The organism is Streptomyces sp. NPDC048291 (genome assembly GCF_043201715.1).
Classification (GTDB): Bacteria; Actinomycetota; Actinomycetes; order Streptomycetales; family Streptomycetaceae; genus Streptomyces.
In genome coordinates this window covers 53,329-74,071 of the sequence record NZ_JBICZC010000027.1, presented here as the reverse complement: position 1 = coordinate 74,071, position 20,743 = coordinate 53,329, and the positions used below count along the sequence as shown (strand labels likewise).

Genomic DNA, 20,743 nt, shown 5'->3' with positions numbered 1-20,743 from the left:
AGGCCTCAAGGGCGGCCGCGTGTCCGGGGTTCGTGAAAACAGCGACCGCGAACCGCCTCGCCGACTCCACAGACGCAGCATCGCGCTCCTTTGCATGCCCACGGCCTTTGCCCTTGATGAATCGGCGGACCGAAGCCCTTGCTCACGCCTGAAGTGACGCCGGTGATGACGGCGCCGCAGCCATGGCTGGATTCATGCATGCCGAGGCTCCCGTCCGGGGCTGCTCGTCGACAGTCCTGGACGGAGCCCAGCGCACCCCTGCAGAGGGGAACTGGTGGTATCGGTCGCGCCGGTCAGGCGAAGACGGGAGCAAGATCGAAGTAGACGCGATAGTCGTCGAAGAGGCCCGAATCGTCGACGTGCCAGATGACGGCGACGGGGATGGTGACCGTGCGACCGTCCAACCGGTCGTAGTCAACCGACAACTCGATGATGGTGTCGGCACCGTCGGCCCACTCCCTGAGAACGGTGTGGCGAAGCCCCTTGATCGTGGTGAAGAAGTTCTTCACGCCAGCCTCGATGGCCTCGGGACCGGTCATCGGCTCACCGTTGGCGAACCGCATGCGGCCACACGACGCGAACAGCCGGCCGAAGCCCGCGGCGTCACCGGAATCGACCAAAGCAAACACATTCTTGGTGAAGCCACTGCTCATAACGTTTCCCACTTCGTTAGTACTGGATGCGACGGCGGCACACTCCCGCACGGTCTTGCGTGCGGCGCAGACCGCATCGCGGCAGACCGCCTCCATACGCCCGGCGAAAGCCTTTTCCGCCGGGCGTTGCCGAGGACTCCCTGGCTGCGCCCTGACGGACGCAGTGCACCCGCCGCCCGAGGCAGCAGGTGACGGCTTCGCACATCGGACGACTCACGCGCGCGACGTCCCGCACAAGTCCATCGCCGAACCGCGGGGCACGGTGGAGTCGCCGACGACGACGCTGGAGCAGAAGGGTCAGATCCTGCCGGCCAGGCCTTCCCCTACCCCCTCCGCCGTCACCATAAGGACCGGCCTGATGCCATCGTGCGGCTCACTTCGCTCATGACGTCCCCTACGGTTTCGAAGCCCACCGGCCGTCACGCTGTTTTCGGTCAGCAGCGACCCGCAGTGGTCAAAGTGTGCACACATAAGGGTTCGACGTAAAGAGTTCAGAACACACTCATCCAGTCTGAGACCCGCCTCGCCCGCACTGTGCATGCAGTTGAACCTCGAGTTACGCATATCACGCAAGGGCCAGCAAAGTTCGCGACACCGATAAACGAGACACCGCCCCGCATCCACCGGCTCGATGCGCTCACGCAGGAGCGCGACCGGCCTCTATCCCACCGTCCTTGGCGCTGCGCGATCCGCGCGTGACGTCGCCACTCATCGACACCTCAAGTGTGAAGCAGCCTGAGGACGGACCCGCCACGGCGCCAACTCCGATTTAGGCGGTCTGCCATGGTTCAGTGTTTCTTATTGTTTTTTATTGCTATTTGACGGATTCTGACACTTCGCGGCCTGTTGGCAGTGCGCTTTGCCAAGCTGGTGGGCTCCCTCTCCTACACCTGGTCGCCCGAACCCGAACGCCCCTCCGAACCACGGCGCGCAGAACCGAACCCCCGCCAGCCCTGACCAGGACGGCGGACCGCGGCCTCACCGGCGACACCGGGTACGTCAAGGTCACGACCACTGTGCAGGTCGACTACCAGCCGGTCATCTCGACCGTCCGGGGCCGGGTCGGCGAAACGGTGACGGTCCGGCTGGGCGTGCGCGACAACGGACCCGGACGGCCGTTGAGCGCGGGAGACACTGGGCCGCTTCGAGGTGGTGCCTCCGGAAGGCACCACGGTGACCTCCATCCCGTTCACCTTCGATGGCGATGGCAACGATTGGGCATGCGCGCCGCCGCAGAAGCAAGGCGGGGCGTTCGTCTGCAAGATCGGCTACGACGGGTTCTCGAGGTACTGCACGAAGGAAGGAGGGACGACCGTCATCGGGTTCAGGGTCCGCATCGACCTCCAAGTCCCCGGTGCGAAAGGCACCGTACGCACGTCCAACCCGTTCGACCGGACCCCAGGAAACGACGAGGCGGTCATCCCCCTGGCCGCGTCCCCCGCGCTGCCGCCCCGGACGTCCCGCGCGAGCACGGTGATCTGGACCGCCGGGTCCGCCGCGGGGATCCTCGTGACTGTCCCCCTGGCGATCGCCCTCCGACGCCGTAGCAGCAGCGCCGACGACGACGCGGACTCCTGACAGGTCCCCGCCGACGAAGGCTCATGTGCCCGGTGGTCACCGGGGACATGAGCCTGGGACGTCCGCGTTCCGCGCAGAGACGGAAGGCCGTCGGGCGGCAGCCGGTTCTCAGGGCGTGAGGAATTCGGCGATCTCTGTGCGGGCCACGGTCAAGTCGGCCGGCTGCTTCCAGCGTTCGACAAGACGGGCCCCCGGCACGGCGGAGGCCAGCAGCAGGGATGTGCTGAGCGGGTGGTAGAGGTTGTCCTCCTGCAGAACCATCAGGGGTGTCCGGATCGTCGGCAGAAGTGTCTCGGGCACGCTGAGCAGCACGTCGTCGACGCCGTAGAGCGACTCCCGGTAGGCCGCCCACTCAGCCGCCCCCGCCTCGGGGTGCTGGGGAGCGAGTTCGGCCGCCCAGTCGTCGAAGATCTTCCGGAAACTGTCGCGGTTGTTGTCGAGTCCGTTCGGCGCAAGGATCACGGCACGCTCGAACCGCTCGGGCGCCTCCTGTAGCAGCCGCAGGATGAACGGGCCGCCGATGCACATACCCACCACATGGCAGCGCTCGATCCCGAGTTGGTCGAGCAGGCCGAGCTGGTCCTCTGCATAGGTACCCCAGGTCTCGCTGCCGGTCACCTCGGCCGTCGAGGCGCCCGCGTTACGCTGGTCCATGGCGATCACACGGTGGGTGGCAGCCAGTTCGGTGATCGGATTCCACGGTGCCCGGGCCCAGACGGAAGCGGCCGATCTCATGCCGCCCGGACCCAGTGCGAGTACCGGGAAGCCCGATCCGTGCTCGGTGTAGTGGATCCGCGCGCCATCGCTCTGGAAGAAGGTCATAAGACTCTCCGTAAAGTAGTTGATCGGTGGGGAGAACTCCGTCTCCGGCACCCTGGTCTCACGAGTTCGGCGGCCAGGCGAGGCCGGTGGACCGCATGGCTCACAGTCCGGTGTCGGCGAGCCACTGGCCGGCGGATCGCGGGGCGATACCGAGCAGTTTCTGCGCGGACCGCTCGGGCGCGATGGCGAAGTCGGGCACCGTGGCAAGCAGCCGGTAGAGCCCTGCGACGCCGGCGGCGGGACCTGGGCCGATCAGCGGGGCCAGCATCTCCCCGAACTTCTCGGGCGCGATCGCCTGGTAGGTCACGTCACGGCCGAGGCGTCCACCGAACGCCTCCGCCAGGTCCGCGCCGGTGATCGCCGGAACCTGCCCGACACCGACCAGGCCGGTGACCTCAGGGTGGTCGAGCAGGGCCGCCGCTGCGGCATCCGCGACATCCAGGTGGGAGACCCAGGAGACCGGGAAGTCGGCACGGAGCGGGAACCGCAGCACGCCCTGTTCCCGGACGACCGCGCCGATGGGCGGCAGAAGCAGGTTCTCCAGGAACAGCCTCGGCGTGAGCACCGTCCAGGACAGACCGCTGTCCTCAAGCCCGGCGACCATGGCCGCCACCGGGCTGTCGGCCGGCTGCTGAAGCACGCTGCTGGGTAGGTCGACGACGGGACCGCTGGTGGAGAACACCACGCGGCCCGGCCGTGCCTCGCGAAGGGCCGAGAGGATGTTGTGCACGTACTTGCGCACGTCGCCCTTGTCGCCCATCGGCAGATGCACGAACACCCCGTCGGCACCACGGTAGGCGCTGACCAGCTGTTCGCTGGACGACAGGTCGGCGGCCATCACGCGGGCGCCTTCGATGACGGCGTCGGTCTTGCGGGTCAAGGCGGTCACCGGCTTGCCCGCGGCAACGAGGGCAGCAACGACCGGGGCGCCCTGGGCGCCAGTGGCACCATGAATCACGTAGCTCATAACCTCTATTAGTGCACACACTGCATCAGTTACTTCAACTGCACCGAGCTGCATTACAGTCGCCCGCATGACCAGCCCCACCACACTGCCCCGCTGCGGAGTAACCCGGTTTCTACTGCTGCTCGACGGCCCGTGGGCCACTCTCATCGTCAGGGAGCTGCTTGCCGGGCCGCACCGCTTCACCGAGCTACGCAGGGCCCTGCCCGGCATAAGTGCACACACATTGACCAGTCGGCTACGTCAGTTCGAGACGTATGGCATCGTCACTCGCACCGCTTTCCCCGAGATCCCACCGCGCGTCGAATACGCGCTCACCCCGTTGGGCGAAGGGCTGTACGACGTACTGGAAGCCATGGCGGCATGGGCCATGGCGATTCCCGACCCCGCTTCCGTGGGTGCGGAGCAGCCCTAAATAGCCCTGGAGGATGTCGGCGCACGGCGCAGGACGGAGGCCAACACCGCCCCCTGCGCCGCGCGCCCGAGCGCGACCGCTGAGCACGGGCGAGCACCAGCCGCCGGCCGATCCGCGCCATTTCGTTCAGGCCGCGCTGGAAATCCGGCTGAACCGGTCGGTCGGCATGTCCACACCCTTCGCTGGGCACCTGTGATACCCCGCCGGCGAGGCCCTGTGACAGCACCGCGAACTGCGGACCCGGCCGGGCAGGTCAGCCGAGATGGACGGGAACTTCTTCCTCGCGGTGCACCTGCCTCTTGGCGTTGACCGCCGTGACGGTGATCAGCAGCCCGCCCAGGAAGAACACGGCGGCGACGGTGAACGCCGTGGTGTAACCGTGGGTGAGCGCCTCGGCCGCCTTGCGGACAAGCGGCCAGTTCTTCATCGCGATCGCCTGATAGAAGGTGTTTGCCGCCTGCGGCAGCCGGTCGTCGGCGGCGGAGGCGGAGATGGTCGACAGCACCGCGAGCCCGAGCGCCCCGCCGACCTGCTGGGCGGTGTTGAGCAGTGCCGAGGCTATGCCGGTGTCACGGTGTTCCACGCCGCTGACCGCGCCCAGGGTCATGGGCACGAAACTCAGGCCGAGTCCGAGTGACGTCACGAACATCGCGGGCATCAGGTGTGTGGCGTAGGAGGAGTCCACCTTCAGGGTACTGAACCAGAACATGCCTGCCGCACCGACCAGCAGACCCGGCCCGGCGATGGCACGCGGCGGCAGCTTGGCGATCAGCCGGGAGCCCGTGGCGGCGGCGAGCGCCATGCCGAAGCTGAACGGCAGGTAGGCGAACCCGGTCTTGACAGGGCTGTAGCGGAGAATCTGCTGCATGTACAGCGTCAGGAAGTAGAAGGTGGCGAACATGCCCGCGCCCAGGAACAGCATCGTGCCGTAGGAACCGGAGCGACTGCGGTTCCTGAACAGGCGCAATGGCAACATCGGGTTCTTCACGGTCGTCTGCAGCGCCAGGAAGGCCGCCAGCAGTACGACGGCCGCGGCGAAGGAGCCCAGCGTCAGGCCGTCGGTCCAGCCGTGGCTACCGCCGCGCATGATGCCGTACACGAGAGCCAGCAGTCCGCCGGTGCCGGTGACGGCGCCCGGTATGTCGAGGCGGCCCGGGTTGCGTGCGCCCTCGGCGAGGACGGTGGTACCGGCCAGGACTGCGAGGCCGATGGGAATGTTGACGAAGAAGACCCAGCGCCAGTCGAGGTAGTCGGTGAGCACGCCGCCGAGAAGGAGGCCGACGGTGGAGCCGAGGCCGGCCATGCCGGCGTAGACGCCCATCGCCTTGTTGCGGGGCTTTCCTTCCGGGAAGGTGGTCGCGATCAACGAGAGCGCGGTCGGTGCGGCGATCGCGGCGCCGACGCCCTGCAGGACGCGCGCGCTGATCAGCATCCCCTCGTTGGGCGCCAGTCCGCCCAGCAGGGAGGCAAGCGCGAAGACGGCGATTCCGATACGGAACATCCGTCGGCGTCCGAAAAGGTCACCGCTCTTGCCGCCGAGCAGCAGCAGTCCGCCGAACGCGAGTGCGTAGGAGTTGACGATCCACGCCAGGTCGGCGGCAGAGACGTCGAGATCGGTCTGGATGCTCGGCAGAGCGATGTTCGTGATCGTGCCGTCGAGCACGACCATCAGCTGAGCTGCAGCGATCACCGCGAGGGCCAGCCCCAGGTGGCGGTGGGTCCCGCCGGGGGGCGCGGCATCGCGGTCGGTTGCCGGTGCGCTGTGAGTGGACATACGTCTCGCTCCAGGGGAAGCGTCAGGTTCGGACACCGAAAAATATACAACCGTTGAGAAATTTTCTCACGGGGTGTCCCACAGCAGCGTGCAGCGGGCCATAATCGCACCGTAAACGGGACGAAGCGAGGCAGGTACGCGCCTCATCCCGCTTCGATGACCGCCGAGGGACGCTTCGGGAGGCCAGGGCTTCGTCTGGCCCAACGATGAAGCCGACGGACACCTCCCGGCCCCGGGCGGGCGGCAGAAAGTCTCCATCGCAGCCCTCTGGCTCTCCCCGGTGCAGTCCATGTCACCGGAGCATCCGGTCCAGCTCCCCACAAGTCCCTGCTCAGCGGAACGGGACGGGGCCGGGGGTGCGCCGCCCCAGCCCCCGGTCATGCTGGTGCCCCGTCACGGCCACCGGCCGTGCGCCATGGCGGTACGGCCGGGGTCGGTCGCCCCGCCGTACGCGATCACTGCGACCGACTCATGGCCGTCCGCGGCGCCGAAGTCCGGCCACGGACCGAGCCGGCTTCGCGATCGCGAAGCCAGTGGTCGCTCACACACCTCGGCCAGAGCGTCGACGACGTTCAGTTCCGCCGCTTCCGGATGGCACCGCCGTTCGGAAGGAGGGGCCGGCTCGTCGATAGAGGCAACACGATGCAGGCGGGGCGGTGTTTTTCCAGGCGGGGGGTGTCACGAGCGCCGACCGTGCCCACGACGGGGCTCAGCGCTCGGCGGCAGAGCCGCCCCCCGGAGCGATGAGCTCGCGTATGACCGGCACGATGATGCGCAGGATGTCCTCCAGGTCCGCCTGCGCCAGGTCCGGCATGCCCAGCAGATGGCGCTGGCTGGCGATGCCCATCATCATCGCGCTGCTCAGCGCGGCGCGCAGCCGCGCGTCGGGAGCCCCGATCCTGGCCGCCACGGGGTCGACGACCTCGGCGGTGATATGGCGACGAAGGATGCCGGCCGCCTCCTCGCTGGTCATGCTGGAGCGGAGCAGGACGGCCATGGGACTGTCGGGGTCGGCCGACCAGGCGCCCAGCATCCCGCGCAGGTAGTTTTCAACAGTGCGGGACGAGTCCTCGGTGGTGAGTTCGTCGATGGGGACGTGCCAGTGGACGGCTTCACGGAAGAGCCCCTGCTTGGTGCCGAAGTACTGGATGACCGACGACTTGTCCACTCCGGCTTCCGCCGCAATGGCCCGAATAGTGGCGCGCTCGTAACCGACCTGAGCGAACCTGCACCGGGCCGCTTCCAGGATCCGCCGACGGGTCCTCTCCCCCTTGCGCTCACGGTGCGGTACGCCGCCCACGTCGTCGGCCCTGGTCACGCCCCTGCTCCTCTCCCGCTTTCGGCATCGATGCTACAAGTGTCCAGCTCGTCGACCGACACGGCGGCAGATCACTCATGATGTCAACTGAATTCGGAAAAAACAGGTGTTTATCCAGTTTTTTTGCGGCTGGGCATGGTGCACATGTCAGGGCTGCATGGTGGCGCCGATCGTGGAGTTCTTCGTGTTCTTGAGGAAGGTCGTGGAGGGCAGCCTTCCGTCGGCAGCCCGGGGGCCGGTCGTCGAGGCGGAGTCCGTGATGCGGAGGACCGCCGTCGTCCAGTTCGGCTGCTGCCAGGAGTTGTCCGCCTGTCGTGTCCGGCCGCCCAGCCAGTCGTCAGGGTGGTTCGCCAGTGCAAGGTTGTGCTGCAGGACTGCGGCGGAGGAGACGAAGGCGAAGCCCGCCGCGCCGTTGCGGAAAGCCGTGTCATTGGTCAGCCGTGCGGTGCCGGCGCTTCCCGTCTCGGTGAATCCGAAGCCGGCGTTGTCCCAGGCCGCACTGTTCGAGACGGCATGGGCGACCTGAAGGCCTGCGTCGCCGCCGAGTTTGAATCCGCTTCCCCCTCCGGAGAAGGTCCGGAAATCCCAGCGGTCGATGCCGTTGCCGAACGCCCAGGTGCGGTCGATGGTCACGGCGTCGGCGAATCGGCTGAGGTCCACCCCGTCACCCGAGTTGTCATAGATCCGGCATCCCTGGATTCGGTTGCCCGTCCCGGTGCCGTCGTTGAACACCACTCCGTCGACGTGTCCGCCGGTGGTCCCGGACTCGTGGTTGTCGAAGAAGTCGCTGTTCAGGATCAGGTTGTCGTGCGTTCCGGTGCCGTGGAGCCACAGACCGGTGTCGCCGTTGCCGTGAACACTGAGCCGGGCGAAGACACTGTCATGGCAGGAGGCACAGACGTAGGGGTGAGCCGGGGCGTTGACAATCTCCAGGCCCTGCACCGTGAGGTGACCACCGCTCTGGACGACGAGCGAGGTACCGGCCGGGAGCCGGGACCCGTCGAGCACGGGATGCTCGTTGCGGTAGTTGCTCACGGTGATCCGGCGATGGGCGGTGCCGGAAGCCTTGAGGGTGATGGTGGCCCTGGGGTGATAGGTGCCACCGCGGACGGCGACCGTCTGACCGGGGGCGGCCTTGGAGACAGCTCGGGTCACGGTGGCGAAGGGCCGGGCGAGGGTGCCCGGATTCGTGTCGTCTCCGCCCGGAGCGACGTAGTAGTCCGCTGTCGTGAGGCCCGAGTAGGCAGCCGACGCGGTGGGTGGTGAGGGGGCCGCCGGTTCCGTGGCCGAGGGGCTGGAGATCCGGCCCGGCAGGTGCGGGGCACTGGCTGTCGTGGCCGGGCTCTGCTCCGCCGGGTGGGTACGGGGGCTGGACGGGGGGCCCAGATAGATCGCGGTGCCGATGACGGCGGCGAGGACCGCGCTGCCGCCGATGGCGGCCGACTTCGCCGAGGCCGGGGCCAGGGTGTGTCGGAGGGCGGTCAGCAGGGAGGACACCGGGCCGGTGACCGCGACGTGGTGGGCGACCATGTCCGGGATTCCGGCCGTCAGTGCGACCGGGACCGTCAGTGCACTGATCCGGATCGGGGCGTCGTCGATCGATCGCCGCGCGCGGGTCGCGGCCGCGCATCGGGCGCATCTCTCGACATGGCGGCTGAGTTTGGTCAGCAGGCGCCCTCCGGCCGCGGGCCCGGCGGTGTCCGCGAGGGACTTCAGCTCGGCGCATCGCGGTTGCGCGCGCCACGCGTTGAGCACGCCGACGGCGAGTTCGAGTCTGGCCTTCATGCGCTGGATGCGCACGGCGGTGTGGGGGACGCTCAGCCGCAGTGTGTCGGCGACCTCGGCGCGGGTCAGATATCCCGCGGTCTCCTGCCACCACAGGGCCATGGTCTGCCGCTGGTCGTCGCTGAGCCACTGGCTGGCCTCCAGCAGGACGTCCCCGGCACGGGACAGGGTGTGCCGGTCGATGGCGCGGTCCGCGATGTCCCCGGAAGGATCGGGGACATCGATCTCCTCGGAGAGCGGCCGCACATGGGCCAAAGTGAGTTTGCTGCGCCGTCCGCGGTCCTGGATCTGACGGATCGCTATGGCCAGGATCCAGGGGCGGAACCGTTCGGGTTCACGGAGCTGGGGCAGCGCTCGCATGGCACGGAGCATCGTCTCCTGGACGACGTCGTCGACATCCGTGTGCCCGTGCAGGCCTCGGCCGACGACGTTGTAGACCAGCGGCAGACACTGGCCGAACAGGGCGGCCTGCGCCTGTGGGTCACCGGATCGGGCCGCGTTGACCAGGTCGGTTCCGTACAACTCGGCAGGTATGTCGGCCGTTTGGGGTCTGCCTGAAACCTCGCGCATCGCATCCTCGTACCGTGATCTCCAGGGGATGGCGGCTGATGATGGCACGGGCCGCTGAATCCGCCAAGCCGGGCCCGGACGGATGCAAGTTGCCTGAAACCCGCGCCGGAAACGTGTTATGACCTCCGGGGCCGGGCCGTCTCAGAAGCGTGAACTCAGAAAAGAACCTCATGCACGTCCGCCGGCACAAGCGAAGGAGACGGGCCCGCAAGCCGCTCGGGGCAGTCATCACCGTGGCGGCCATCGTCCTTGCGGGACTCGGCGTCGCGGCGGCCGGCGTCGGCTCGAGCAGCGGCGGGTCGGCCGCCGTGAAGGCCGGAACCTACCGCCTCACGGTCGCCAGAAGCGGTCTGTGCATGGACCTCGTCGGGGGCGGTACGTCGGCCGGCACCCAGATACAGCAGTGGGGCTGCGGCAACGGGCAGACCAACCAGCAGTGGACCCTGGTCAAGCGGGGATCGGGCAGGTTCACCATCAAGTCGGTCGCGAGCGGACTGTGCCTCGATGCCCCCAACGGCTCCGCCAGCAGCGGAGCCCGGCTTCGGCAGTGGAACTGCAAGAGTGCCAGGCCGGACCAGCAGTGGACGTTGAAGCCGGCCCAGGACGGTACGTACCAGATCGTGAACGCCGGCACCGGCCTGTGCGCCAGTGACGTCAGAGCCAGCACCGCACCCGGCTCCCCCATCATTCAGGAAAGCTGCACGAGCAGCAGCAACAAGCGCTGGACCCTGACCTCGGTGTCGGGCAGCAGCGGTGCTCCGACCCATGCCGCCGGCAAGACGATCACGGTCGCAGCGGACGGATCCGGCGACGTCAAGACCGTCCAGGCGGCTGTCGACAAGGTCCCGGCGAACAACACGAAGCCGGTGACCATTGCCGTCAAGAAGGGTACGTACCGGGGCGTCTTCAGCATCCCGGCCGACAAGCCCTACGTGACGTTGAAGGGCCTGGGAGCGACCTCTTCGGACGTCGTCCTCGTCCAGCGGCACGGGGCCGGCACGAAGAAGCCGGACGGGACGACGTACGGAACCTTCGGCAGCGCGACCGCGTTCGTCGACGGGCACGACTTCTCGGCGTCGAACCTGACCATCTCCAACGACTACGACTTCGCGGCCAACCCGGGGCAGGCGGTGGCGCTGAGCCTGTCTGCCGACCGCGCGGTGCTCACGAACGTGCGGATCCTCGGCCATCAGGACACCTTGCTCGTCAACGACTCCGCGCGGGCCTATTTCCGGAAGTCGTATGTGCAGGGCACCGTCGACTTCGTCTTCGGCGGCGGCATCGGGGTCTTCGACCGGTCGGAGATCCACCAGCTGGGCGGCGGGGTCATCACCGCGGCCAGCACACCGGCGACGCGCCCCTACGGCTTCCTCTTCTACAAGTCGAAGATCACCGGGTCCGGACCGGTGGGAGCCGCGAGCCTGGGACGTCCCTGGCGGCAGAACGCCCAGGTGCTCTACCGCGAGTCCGTCATCGGGTCGTTCGTCAACGCCAGCCAGCCCTGGACCGACATGTCCGACGCCACCTGGAAGGGCGCCCGGTTCACCGAGTACAGGAACACCGGGGCCGGCGCGACGGTCAATTCCGACCGGCCGCAGCTGAGCGCTTCCCAGGCTGCCAACTACACCCCGGTGAAGTACCTGGCCGGCAAGGACGGATGGAACCCGACCACGGCGACCAGCACGTCGACGACGCCGACTTCCGGCAAGGTCTGCAAGCCCACCGGCTACGGTGCGAAGGCCGACGGCAGGACGAAGGACACCGCCGCCCTGCAGAAGGCGATCAACGCCTGCGCCGGCAAGGGCACCGTCGAGCTGACCACCGGCAAGTACCTCTCGGGCGCCCTGAAGCTGGCCTCGGGCACGACGTTCCGGATCGATTCGGGCGCCACCCTGCTCGCCTCGCAGAACAAGTCGGACTACCCCGGGTCGGGTTCGGTCCTGGCTCCGCTCCTCCAGGCATCCGGGGTGAAGAACCTCACGATCACCGGCGAGGGCACGATCGAGGGCCAGGGGGCCTCGTGGTGGGCCAGGAACACGGCTGAGCGGGCCGCGGGGCAGGCCCAGTCGTCCCGCCCCGGCCTGGTCTTCGTCAACGACGCCTCGAAGGTGAAGATCACCGGGATCGCTCTGCGGAACGCCCCCAACGTGAACATCACCTTCAGCAAGGTGACCGCCTCCGCCATCGACAAGATCAGGATCTACGCGCCGTCGGACGCTCCCAACACGGACGGCATCGACGTCTGGTCGTCCTCGGGGATCGCCGTCACCCGCAGCACCATCGACACAGGGGACGACAACATCGCCATCGACTCCTCGTCAGAGGGCGGACCCGCCCACGGCATCTCGCTGAGCAACTGCACGATCCTGCACGGCCACGGCCTGTCCATCGGCAGCTTCACAGCCGGCGGCATCTACGACATCAACATCCACGACAACACCCTCAAGGGCACCACCGCCGGAGTCCGCATCAAGTCCGCGCGGGGCCGTGCCGGCGAGGTCCACGACGTCACGTACAAGAACCTGACGATGACCGACGTGGTGACCCCGATCCAGATCACGGGCTACTACCCGTCCATTCCTGCGGACGGCGATGCCGCGCACACGGTCGACCGCAACACGCCGGACTTCCACGACATCACCATCGCCAACATCACCGCGACCGGCGCCAACGAGGCCGGTCAGATCATCGGAGTGCCGGAGAAACCGATCACCGGGGTGACCCTGACGTCGGTGCGCATCAGTGCGAAGACGGGGCTGATCGCGCGGAACGCCGAGGTGTCAAGAAAATCCACCACGATCACCGCGGCTTCCGGCTCGGCCTTCGTCGTGCAGAGCCGCAGCAGCCTCAAGTAGCAGCCCAGCCGACGCTCCTCGTCGGCAGGAGGACCCGGTCCTCCTGCCGACGAGGCCCCTCACCGCACGGCGATCTCGATACCGCCGGGCTCGCAGCCGGTCGCGGACGCGGTCACCGTGATCCGCCCTCTCCCTGTAGGTCTGACCACGGCCAGCAGCGATCCCTGATACGTGGACCGCGTGTTCCCGGCAAGCGGCTCGTCCGGGGCGGGATCGCCGGAAGCCACACCCTGCAGGACGCCGGTACCCGTGACTTCGACGCGTACCTGAAGGTCCTGGGTGGTGTCGAGGTTGCCGTCACGGTCCACGAGCGTGACGCGCACGAAGGCGAGAGCGCTGTCGTCGTCGGTAAGTGTCCGGGCATCGCTGTTCACTCGCAGGCGCAGGGGACCTGTGGCGGTGGTCAGGCTGGCCCGCCCTCTCTCGGCGCTGGCGCTGCGGGCGACGGCCGTCACCGTGCCCGGCTCGTAGACGGTGTCGAAAGAGGCGACGAACGGCTGTCCCTGTCCGACGGCAGCTGTGCCGACGACCGTTCCGTTGACCAGCAGGTCGACCTCGTCCGCGTCCGAGTAGACGTCGACTCGAACCGGTTTTCCCTCGTCACCGGCCCAGTTCCAGCTGTCGAGCACGTCGGCCCAGCCCCAGATGCTCGGCGCTGCCTTCTCCTCGAACCGTGCGGGCCGGTGCACGGCGATGAACGGCTCACCGCGCAGGCCGAAGACGGTCTCACGGTAGTAGGACGCGGGCATCCGGCTTCCGGTCAGGTCAAGGTCCCCGGCCGCTGCCGTCAAAGAGGGGAAGGAGCCGGTGACACCGGCCGTGGCATCGCCCTCGGCCGGGTTGAACCGGCCGATGCCCGCTTCGCCGAGGTAGTCCCAGCCGGTCCAGCAGAAGTCGCCGATGACGTGCGGAAGCCGGCTGACCAGTGCCCAGTTGCCGGCGATGTCCGAGCGGCTCGTCTCACTTCCCACGACGATCCGGTGGGGAAAGCGCCCGGGATCGAGCGTGTACCGGGATTCGCCGTAGTTGTAGCCCGCGATGTCGACCTGGCCGAGAGCCTCCTCGGTGCGGTCGCTGACGAGGTCGGAGGCGTTGACGGCGGCGGCGAAGTCGACCATCGACGCCAGCATGTCGTTGACTCCGTGGCCGTCGTCGACGTCGTTGCCCTCTTCCGCGGCACCGAGCGCGGACATCTGATCGGCGACGGAGACCAGGCCGTTGACGCAGTTGACGGTGTACCGGTGGGGGTCGAGTCTGCGGACGGTGTCGGCGAGGCGGCGGCCCCACCGGGCGTCGAGGTTGTTCCCGGTCTCGGGGATCTCGTTGCCGATGGAGTACATGATGACGCTGGGGTGGTTGTAGTCCTTGCGGATCATCGCCTCAAGGTCCGCCTCCCACCAGGAGGTGAAGTCGAGGGCGTAGTCGAGGCGTGCCTTGGTGCGTGTCCAGACGTCGAACGCCTCGTCCATGACGAGGACGCCCAGGCGGTCGCAGGCTTCGAGCATGGCCTTGCTCATCGGGGTGTGGGCGCTGCGCAGTGCGTTGAATCCGGCCGCCTTGAGGAGTTCGACGCGTCGCTCGTCGGCACGGCCGATGGTGGCGACGCCGATGGGTCCGTTGTCGTGGTGGACGCAGGCGCCGCGCAGCTTGACCGGCACACCGTTGATCCGCAGTCCGCGCTTCGTGTCGAGCTGGAGGCGGCGGATCCCGAACCTGGTCTCGCTGCGGTCCAGTTCGTCGCCGCCGCAGCCGAGTGTGACGCGGGCGGTGTAGCGGTAGGGATCGTCGGGCCCCCAGCGGCGCACCTGTTCGAGGACCAGCCGCCGGCGCACGGCGACCGAGGTGCCGGGGAACACGGTCACGGGAGCCGAGTCGGTCATGACGATCTGGCCGGCGTCGTCGAGGACCTCCGTGACCACGGTGACGGTGCGGGAGACCGGCGATTCGTTGTGGACCACGTCCGACACCTCGACCGTGGCGTTGTCGTCGTCGATGTCGAGCGTCGTGACCCGCAACGTCTCGGCACCGAGGTGCGCCAGGCCCCCGAGGTAGAGGTGCACGGGCCGGTAGATGCCCAGCCCGGCGTACCAGCGCGTGTCCTCCTGCGTGGTGCACTCCACCCGTACGGTGTTCCTCGTGCCGTAGCGCAGGTAGGGATCGAGCTGCACCACGAAGCCCGAGTAGCCGGACGGCCGGTGCGCGGCGAGAGCGCCGTTGACGAAGACGCGCGCGTCGCGGTACACGCCCTCGAACGAGAGGAACGCGCGCCGGCCGGACCAGTCGTCGGGAACCTCTATCTCCTTGAGGTACTCCACGTCACCGCCCGGGAAGAAGCCGTTCATCGCCCCGGAGGCCGCGTCGGCGGCGCGCTCGCGGCCGATCATCGCGTCGTGGGGCAGGGTGACCGGCTCGTAGGGGACGGCGCCCGCGAGTTCGAAGAACGGGTTGGTCTTGGGGCGGACACCCCACCCGCGGTTGAACGGATCGGCGAGCACGCTCACACCTCGCTCTCGGAGCCCGGAGTGCCGGCACCCCGCGCGGCGTCGTCCTGCGCGGCCACCTGCCGGCGGACCTCGTCGATCGTGCCGAGGACGGTGACGGCCTCGTCGAGCGGGTGGAGGGGGGACTCGGTGCGGCCTTCCGCCACGTAGGACGCCAGCGCGTTCGCCTGGTCGCTCAGTCCCTCGTGCATCGTCTTGAACCGGTCGTCCGTCCAGGACGCGGTGTCCTCACTCCCGATGGATCCGAGGGTGAGGACGACGCCCGACGGGCCGAAGAAGGGGGTCGGTATGTCGATGCGTCCGGCCGAGCCGACGATGCTCGCGCGGACCGGCAGCGCGGAGACCATCGACGTCGCAACGACCGCGTTCGCGCCGCCCGCCGCGGTCAGCTGGACGACGGCACGTGCGTCCACCCCCGTGGTGGTCATCGCGCCGGAGGCGGTGATCCGGGACGGGGCGCCAAGGACCGAAGAGGCGAACGACAGGGGGTAGACCCCGGCGTCCAGGAGCGCGCCGCCGCCGACCGCCGGGTCCCACATGCGGCCTGCCGGGTCGAAGGCGGCCACGAAGCCGAAGTCCGCCATGACCAGGTCGACTTCGCCGAGCGCGCCGGCCGCGAGCAGTTGACGGATGATGTCGGACTGCGGCAGGTAGCGCGTCCACATCGCCTCCATGACGAACACACCGGCCGCACGGGCTGCCGACGCGATCTCCCGGCCCTCCTCGGCGGAGAGCGCGAGGGGTTTCTCGACCAGGACGTGCTTGCCCGCGGCGACCGCGAGGAGCGCCATCTCGCGGTGCGAGGAATGCGGCGTGCCGACATAGACCACGTCGATCGCGGGGTCGGCCACCAGCGCCTGCGGGGATTCGTGGACCCGGTCGATGCCGAGTTCCGCGGCGAACGTCGCCGCCCGCCCGGCGTTGCGGCCGGCGACGGCCCGGATGCGCTGACGAGTGTGGGCGTGCAGGGCCTCGGTGAACAGCCGGACGATCCACCCGTTGCCGATCGCGCCCCAGTTCAGGGCCGGTACGGAGGTCGGGTCGATGATGCGTGCGGAGGGAAGTACGGGTGCCATGGTGACATGCCTTTCACAAGGTGGGCTGGACGACGGCAGCCGGGCAGGCATGCCGTCGTGGGGAGCCGCGTTCGGTCCGCCCGGTCAGGCGGGGGTGACCTCCACCTCCGGCAGGTAGGCGCGACGGCCCGACAGGTTCTCGGGCACGCCTGTGACATCAACGCGGCCCTCGGCCCGAATGTCGGCCGAACTGGCCCCCACCATCACCGAGACAGGACCGGGTTCCAGGAGGAACTGCCCCGAGAGCCCGGTGTAACCGAGCTGTCGCGTGCTGATGGTGACGGAGACGTCCGCGCTCTTTCCCGGATCCAGGTCGGCGCGAGCGAACCCGGCCAGCTGGCGGCCGGGGCGGGTGACACCGGTGGCCACATCGCCGAGGTAGACCTGCACCACCTCGGTGCCCGCCCGGGAGCCGTTGTTGGTGACCTTCACTCGCACGGTGAACGCTTCCGCGATGTCCACGCGCTCGGGCTCCGTGCGCAGCGCCTCGTAGTCGAACGCGGTGTAGGTCAGCCCGTGGCCGAAGGGGTACAGGGGGGTCGCGGGCAGGTCGATGTAGCCCGCGTAGCCCTCCGCGTCGGCGCGGGCGTAGCCCGAACCGTTCTTCTGGCTGTAGTGGATGGGGACCTGCCCCGTCGAGCGCGGGATCGTGAACGGAAGACGGCCCTGGGGGGATTCGTGTCCGGCGAGTACGTCCGCGAGGGCACGCGCACCGTGCGGGCCGGGGTAGTAGGCCGTCAGGACTGCGCCGAAGAGGGGATCGAGGTCGGCGAGAGCATAGGGCCGTCCCATCCAGACAACCGCGGCCAACGGCTTTCCGGTGGCGGCGACCGCGCGGACGAGGTCGGCCTGGCACGCGGGGAGTTCGACGCGGGAGGAGTCCGTTCCCTCGCCCTCGGTGAGATCCCATCCGGCGCCGCCGCAGCGTCCGCCGATGGCCAGGACGACGAGATCGGCGTCCTGTGCCAGGCGTACGGCCTCGGCGAGCCCCTCGGGCGTTCCGGCGAGGATCCCGCAGCCGTCCGCCGAGGTGATGGCGCTGCCGGGCAGTGCCTGGCCGAGTGCCTCACTGAGGGACACGGCCCCGTACTCGCGCCGCACCATGTCCTCCAGGTCGGTCGTGGCGAGCCGCTGCATGATGCGGATCATGGGTGAGTCGAGGTCGACGACCACGTCGCCGCCCTCGACGCCGACCATGCGGTTCTCACCGGTGGCCATGCCCTGCAGGGTGGCGACGGTCGCCGGATACGTGTAGTTCGCGAAACTCCCCAGAGCGGACCTCGCGTGCGGGCCTATGACCGCGATCCGGCGAAGGCCGTCGGCAAGGGGGAGGACACCGTCGTTCTTGAGCAGGGTCACCGATTCCCGGGCGAGCCGCAGCGAGAGGTCGCCACCCTCACGGGCGACGCCCTGCAGGACGACGGGATCCTCACCGACGTACGGATCGTCGAACAGCCCGAGGTCGTACTTCTGGATCAGCACACGCAGGACGGCCTCGTCCAGCAGCGCGCGCTCCACGAGGCCGGCCTCGACGGCGTCGGCCAGCACACGGCCGTAACCGAGGGTGCTGGGCAGTTCCACGTCGAGCCCTGCCCGCAGGGCGAGTGTCCCCGCTTCGCGATGGTCCCGGGCGACCTTCTTCGCGCGGACGAGTTGGTCGAGGCTCGCATAGTCGGCGACGACAACGCCCTCGAAGCCGATCCGGTCGCGCAGCAGGCCGCGTAGCAGTGCCGGGTTCGCGGCGGCGGGAACGCCGTCCACCTCGGCGTAGGAGTTCATGACACAGGCCAGCCCCGCCTCCTTGACCATGGCTTCGAAGGGGGTGGCGTACACGTCGTAGAGTTCACGCGGGTTGATCACCGATGCGGAGATGTTCAGCCCGGCCTCTGAGGCCGCGTAGCCGAGGAAGTGCTTGGCGGTTGCCAGCACCCCTTCGCTCAGATCGGTGCCCTGGATGCCCCGGACGAAGTGCACGCCCATGGCGGAGGTGAGCAGGACGTCCTCGCCGTAGGTCTCGTGCGTGCGTCCCCAGCGGGCGTCCCGGGCGATGTCGACGACGGGTGAGAGGGCCTGCGTCTGGCCCACGGCGCGCATCTGCCGTCGGATGGTGGCGGCCATCTGCTGCACTCCGGGCGGGTCCCAGGTGGCGGCGAGAGCGATGGCTGTGGGGAACGAGGTGAAGCCCGCGGCCGCGACCCCGTTGAGTGCCTCGTTGTGGAGGATGGCGGGAATGCCCAGGCGGGTTCGCTCTCTCAGGAACCGCTGAACGGTGTTGGCGAACCGTGCCAGGCCCGCCGGGCTGTCGGCCGCGACCTGCAACAGGGAGATGTGGCCGATGCCTTCGGTGAGTTCACGGGTGCGGCCCGCCTCGTCGAGGGCGGTCCCGGCCAGCGCGGAGGACAGCTGCTGGGCCTTCTCCAACGTGGTCATGCGTTCCATCAGGGCTTCGGCGCGCTCGCGCGAAGACTTCACGGTCCCGGTCACGGACGGGTTCCGTTCTCCTGGCGGTCGCGCCGGTGGCGGTCGAGGAACCGGCGCAGTTCGCGGCCGATCTCTGCGTCTTCGGGGGCTCCTCCGAACCCTCCGTGGGGCATCGCCTCGAAGACGTGGAGTTCGGCCTCGACACCGGCGGCCCGCAGTTTGCGGTGCATGCGGACGGTGTTGGACAGGAACAGGTCGCGGGTGCCCGTCTGGAGGAAGGTGGGAGGGAAGCCGGAGAGGTCGCCGAACAGCGGGGACAGGTAGGGGTGCGTCAGGTCGTGGCCGCCCGCGTAGAGGAGGTTGACCTCGCGCAGGCTGCTGAGCCTCGGGTCGATGCCCTTGAGGGTCTCGAAGGAGTCCCCGGATTCGGTGAGATCGGCTTCGGGGGTCAGCAGTGCCAGCGCGGCCGGCATCGGGAGCCCCTCGTCCCCGGCCCGGAGGAGAAGGGCGGCGGCGAGGTTGCCGCCCGCCGACCCGCCGCCGACGAAGATGTCCTGCGGAGCGCGGACTTCGAGCAGGGCCCGGTACACGGCGAGGCAGTCGTCCAGGGCGGCCGGGTAGGGATGCAGGGGCGGCACCCGGTAGTCGACGGCCCACGTGATCATGCCGGTGGTGACCGCGTCAGGGGTGGTCATGAGCCGGCAGGCCTCTCCGGTGCCGACGATGAGCGCGCCTCCGTGGATGTCCAGGTAGACGGGGGTCTGCTCGTCGTCGGCGACGCCCTCGGCCCGCAGCACGTAGGCGGGTACGTCTGCGATCTTGGTGTGCTGGGTGTGCACGGGGAGTGCCATGGCCGACATCGCTTGGATGAGCGTGCCGTTGGAGTCCCGGACGTGGTCCAGCCAGCCCTGTGTGTCGCCGAGCGGGGGGTAGACCGGCGGCGGAAAGTGCATCGCAAGGGAGGTGCGGGCCTCCTCGCTGATGCTCCGGGGCGGCGGAGGCGGGACAGCGGGACGATTCGTCATCTCTGCATTCCTTCGGTTCGCGCTTCTGTACGACGGTGCGGGGCGGACCACAGCCGGATGGTCTGGCCCGCCGGCGAGAGCAGCGGATCGCCCGGCGACGCCTCGGCCCGTTTCCCGGCGCCCATGACCGCCTCCACATGCCAGCACTCCCACTATCCGTCATCTGTCGGAGATCCAACAGATGACGGATAAGATACACTCACGTTATGCCCGTGCAACCTTCCGACCCCCGCATCCGCAGATCACGTACTGCCTTGGAGGCAGCGCTGCGCGAGCTCGTCGTTGATCACGAACTGAGCCAGATCTCGGTCTCGGACCTCACCAAACACGCGGGTGTCAACCGGTCGACGTTCTACGAGCACTACACGGACGTGCACGACTTGGCGGCCGCCGCCTGCACCGCCGTCTTCGACCAGCTCGTGACCGCGGTCCAGTCCGCAGGCCCGTCCACGCTTTCCGACGGCGCGGCCGAGCAGAGCCCTCTGGGCAAGGTGTTCACCCATGTGGCGGAGAACTGTGCGTTGTACCGGGCGCTGCTGGGTGACGACGGCAGTGCTCGCGTCATCAACCACCTGCTGCGACGCATGATCGTCGCCAATCGCGTCAGCCGTGTCGCCGCCGGGATGACGGCTTGCGCCGATGACGAGGCGGACCGTGTTCCCCACGACCCGGCAGCCGCCTTCCTGGCCGGGGCCACCCTCGGTGTCATCGCGGACTGGCTGCATCACGGCTGTCCCGGCACCCCGGAGGAGATGGGGACCGTCCTGGAGAAGCTCCTCACCACGAGTTCGGTCGCCTACGACAGCCTCGGCGCACGGGAATCCCCGGGCGTTCCGCTGATCTGAACGGTTCGCGCCACCCGAGCCGGGATTTTCTCTCACCGGTGACCACTGCACCCGCCGCGCCGCGAGCAGTGCGCCCCGGACAGTCTCCGGGGCGGGGCCGCCTGCGCCCGTTTCCGCTGCCTGCACCGGCAGGACGTCCGC

General features: G+C 68.6%; 14 protein-coding genes. 4 read left to right on the top strand and 10 right to left on the bottom strand.

All coding sequences use genetic code 11. The features are described 5' to 3' along the window. Positions 1-293: 293 nt before the first annotated feature. On the bottom strand, positions 294-653 hold the full coding sequence (locus ACGF5O_RS47500; RefSeq protein WP_362600870.1) for a nuclear transport factor 2 family protein: 360 nt from the start codon (positions 651-653) through the stop codon (positions 294-296). 1,173 nt (positions 654-1,826) lie between these two features. On the opposite strand from ACGF5O_RS47500, the gene ACGF5O_RS47495 reads away from it, so the two are divergent. Continuing rightward, positions 1,827-2,231: a hypothetical protein gene (locus ACGF5O_RS47495; RefSeq protein WP_393816187.1), complete on the top strand. Its 405-nt coding sequence runs from the start codon at positions 1,827-1,829 to the stop codon at positions 2,229-2,231. A gap of 108 nt (positions 2,232-2,339) precedes the next feature. On the opposite strand, the gene ACGF5O_RS47490 is transcribed toward ACGF5O_RS47495, so the two are convergent. Beyond that, positions 2,340-3,053, bottom strand: a complete 714-nt coding sequence (locus ACGF5O_RS47490; RefSeq protein ID WP_393816186.1) for an alpha/beta fold hydrolase — start codon at positions 3,051-3,053, stop codon at positions 2,340-2,342. A gap of 100 nt (positions 3,054-3,153) precedes the next feature. Further along, entirely contained in the window at positions 3,154-4,020 is an 867-nt protein-coding gene (locus ACGF5O_RS47485) for an NmrA family NAD(P)-binding protein (RefSeq protein ID WP_393816185.1), read from the bottom strand. A 67-nt stretch (positions 4,021-4,087) separates the two neighbouring features. Here ACGF5O_RS47485 and ACGF5O_RS47480 point away from each other — a divergent pair, with 67 nt between their 5' ends. Then, complete coding sequence (locus ACGF5O_RS47480) at positions 4,088-4,432, top strand: winged helix-turn-helix transcriptional regulator (protein WP_393816184.1); 345 nt, start codon at positions 4,088-4,090, stop codon at positions 4,430-4,432. A gap of 253 nt (positions 4,433-4,685) precedes the next feature. Here ACGF5O_RS47480 and ACGF5O_RS47475 read toward each other — a convergent pair whose 3' ends face one another. The 3 genes from ACGF5O_RS47475 to ACGF5O_RS47465 all read right to left on the bottom strand — a co-directional run bounded on the left by ACGF5O_RS47475 (position 4,686) and on the right by ACGF5O_RS47465 (position 9,831). Next, a complete protein-coding gene (locus ACGF5O_RS47475) occupies positions 4,686-6,206 on the bottom strand; it encodes an MFS transporter (protein WP_393816183.1) in 1,521 nt (506 codons plus the stop codon). Positions 6,207-6,915: 709 nt separating this feature from the next. Next, positions 6,916-7,524 (bottom strand): TetR family transcriptional regulator, encoded by a 609-nt coding sequence (locus ACGF5O_RS47470; RefSeq protein WP_393816182.1) that lies wholly within the window; start codon positions 7,522-7,524, stop codon positions 6,916-6,918. Between the two features lie 147 nt (positions 7,525-7,671). Beyond that, complete coding sequence (locus ACGF5O_RS47465; protein WP_393816181.1) at positions 7,672-9,831, bottom strand: sigma-70 family RNA polymerase sigma factor; 2,160 nt, start codon at positions 9,829-9,831, stop codon at positions 7,672-7,674. 197 nt (positions 9,832-10,028) lie between these two features. On the opposite strand from ACGF5O_RS47465, the gene ACGF5O_RS47460 reads away from it, so the two are divergent. Next, positions 10,029-12,734 (top strand): pectinesterase family protein, encoded by a 2,706-nt coding sequence (locus ACGF5O_RS47460; protein WP_393816180.1) that lies wholly within the window; start codon positions 10,029-10,031, stop codon positions 12,732-12,734. Positions 12,735-12,793: 59 nt separating this feature from the next. On the opposite strand, the gene ACGF5O_RS47455 is transcribed toward ACGF5O_RS47460, so the two are convergent. From ACGF5O_RS47455 to ACGF5O_RS47440, 4 genes are all read right to left on the bottom strand, one after another. Continuing rightward, positions 12,794-15,229, bottom strand: a complete 2,436-nt coding sequence (locus tag ACGF5O_RS47455) for a glycoside hydrolase family 2 TIM barrel-domain containing protein (RefSeq protein ID WP_393816179.1) — start codon at positions 15,227-15,229, stop codon at positions 12,794-12,796. 2 nt (positions 15,230-15,231) lie between these two features. Then, positions 15,232-16,311: a Gfo/Idh/MocA family protein gene (locus tag ACGF5O_RS47450; protein ID WP_393816178.1), complete on the bottom strand. Its 1,080-nt coding sequence runs from the start codon at positions 16,309-16,311 to the stop codon at positions 15,232-15,234. An 84-nt stretch (positions 16,312-16,395) separates the two neighbouring features. Then, positions 16,396-18,795, bottom strand: coding sequence for a glycoside hydrolase family 3 N-terminal domain-containing protein (locus ACGF5O_RS47445; RefSeq protein WP_393816177.1), 2,400 nt, complete (start codon positions 18,793-18,795; stop codon positions 16,396-16,398). After that, positions 18,792-19,757 (bottom strand): alpha/beta hydrolase, encoded by a 966-nt coding sequence (locus ACGF5O_RS47440; protein WP_393816176.1) that lies wholly within the window; start codon positions 19,755-19,757, stop codon positions 18,792-18,794. Before ACGF5O_RS47440 ends, ACGF5O_RS47445 begins: the two co-directional genes overlap by 4 nt. A gap of 206 nt (positions 19,758-19,963) precedes the next feature. Between ACGF5O_RS47440 and ACGF5O_RS47435 the strand changes: the two genes are divergently transcribed. Beyond that, positions 19,964-20,602, top strand: coding sequence for a TetR/AcrR family transcriptional regulator C-terminal domain-containing protein (locus ACGF5O_RS47435; RefSeq protein ID WP_393816175.1), 639 nt, complete (start codon positions 19,964-19,966; stop codon positions 20,600-20,602). The last annotated feature ends 141 nt before the right edge of the window (positions 20,603-20,743 follow it).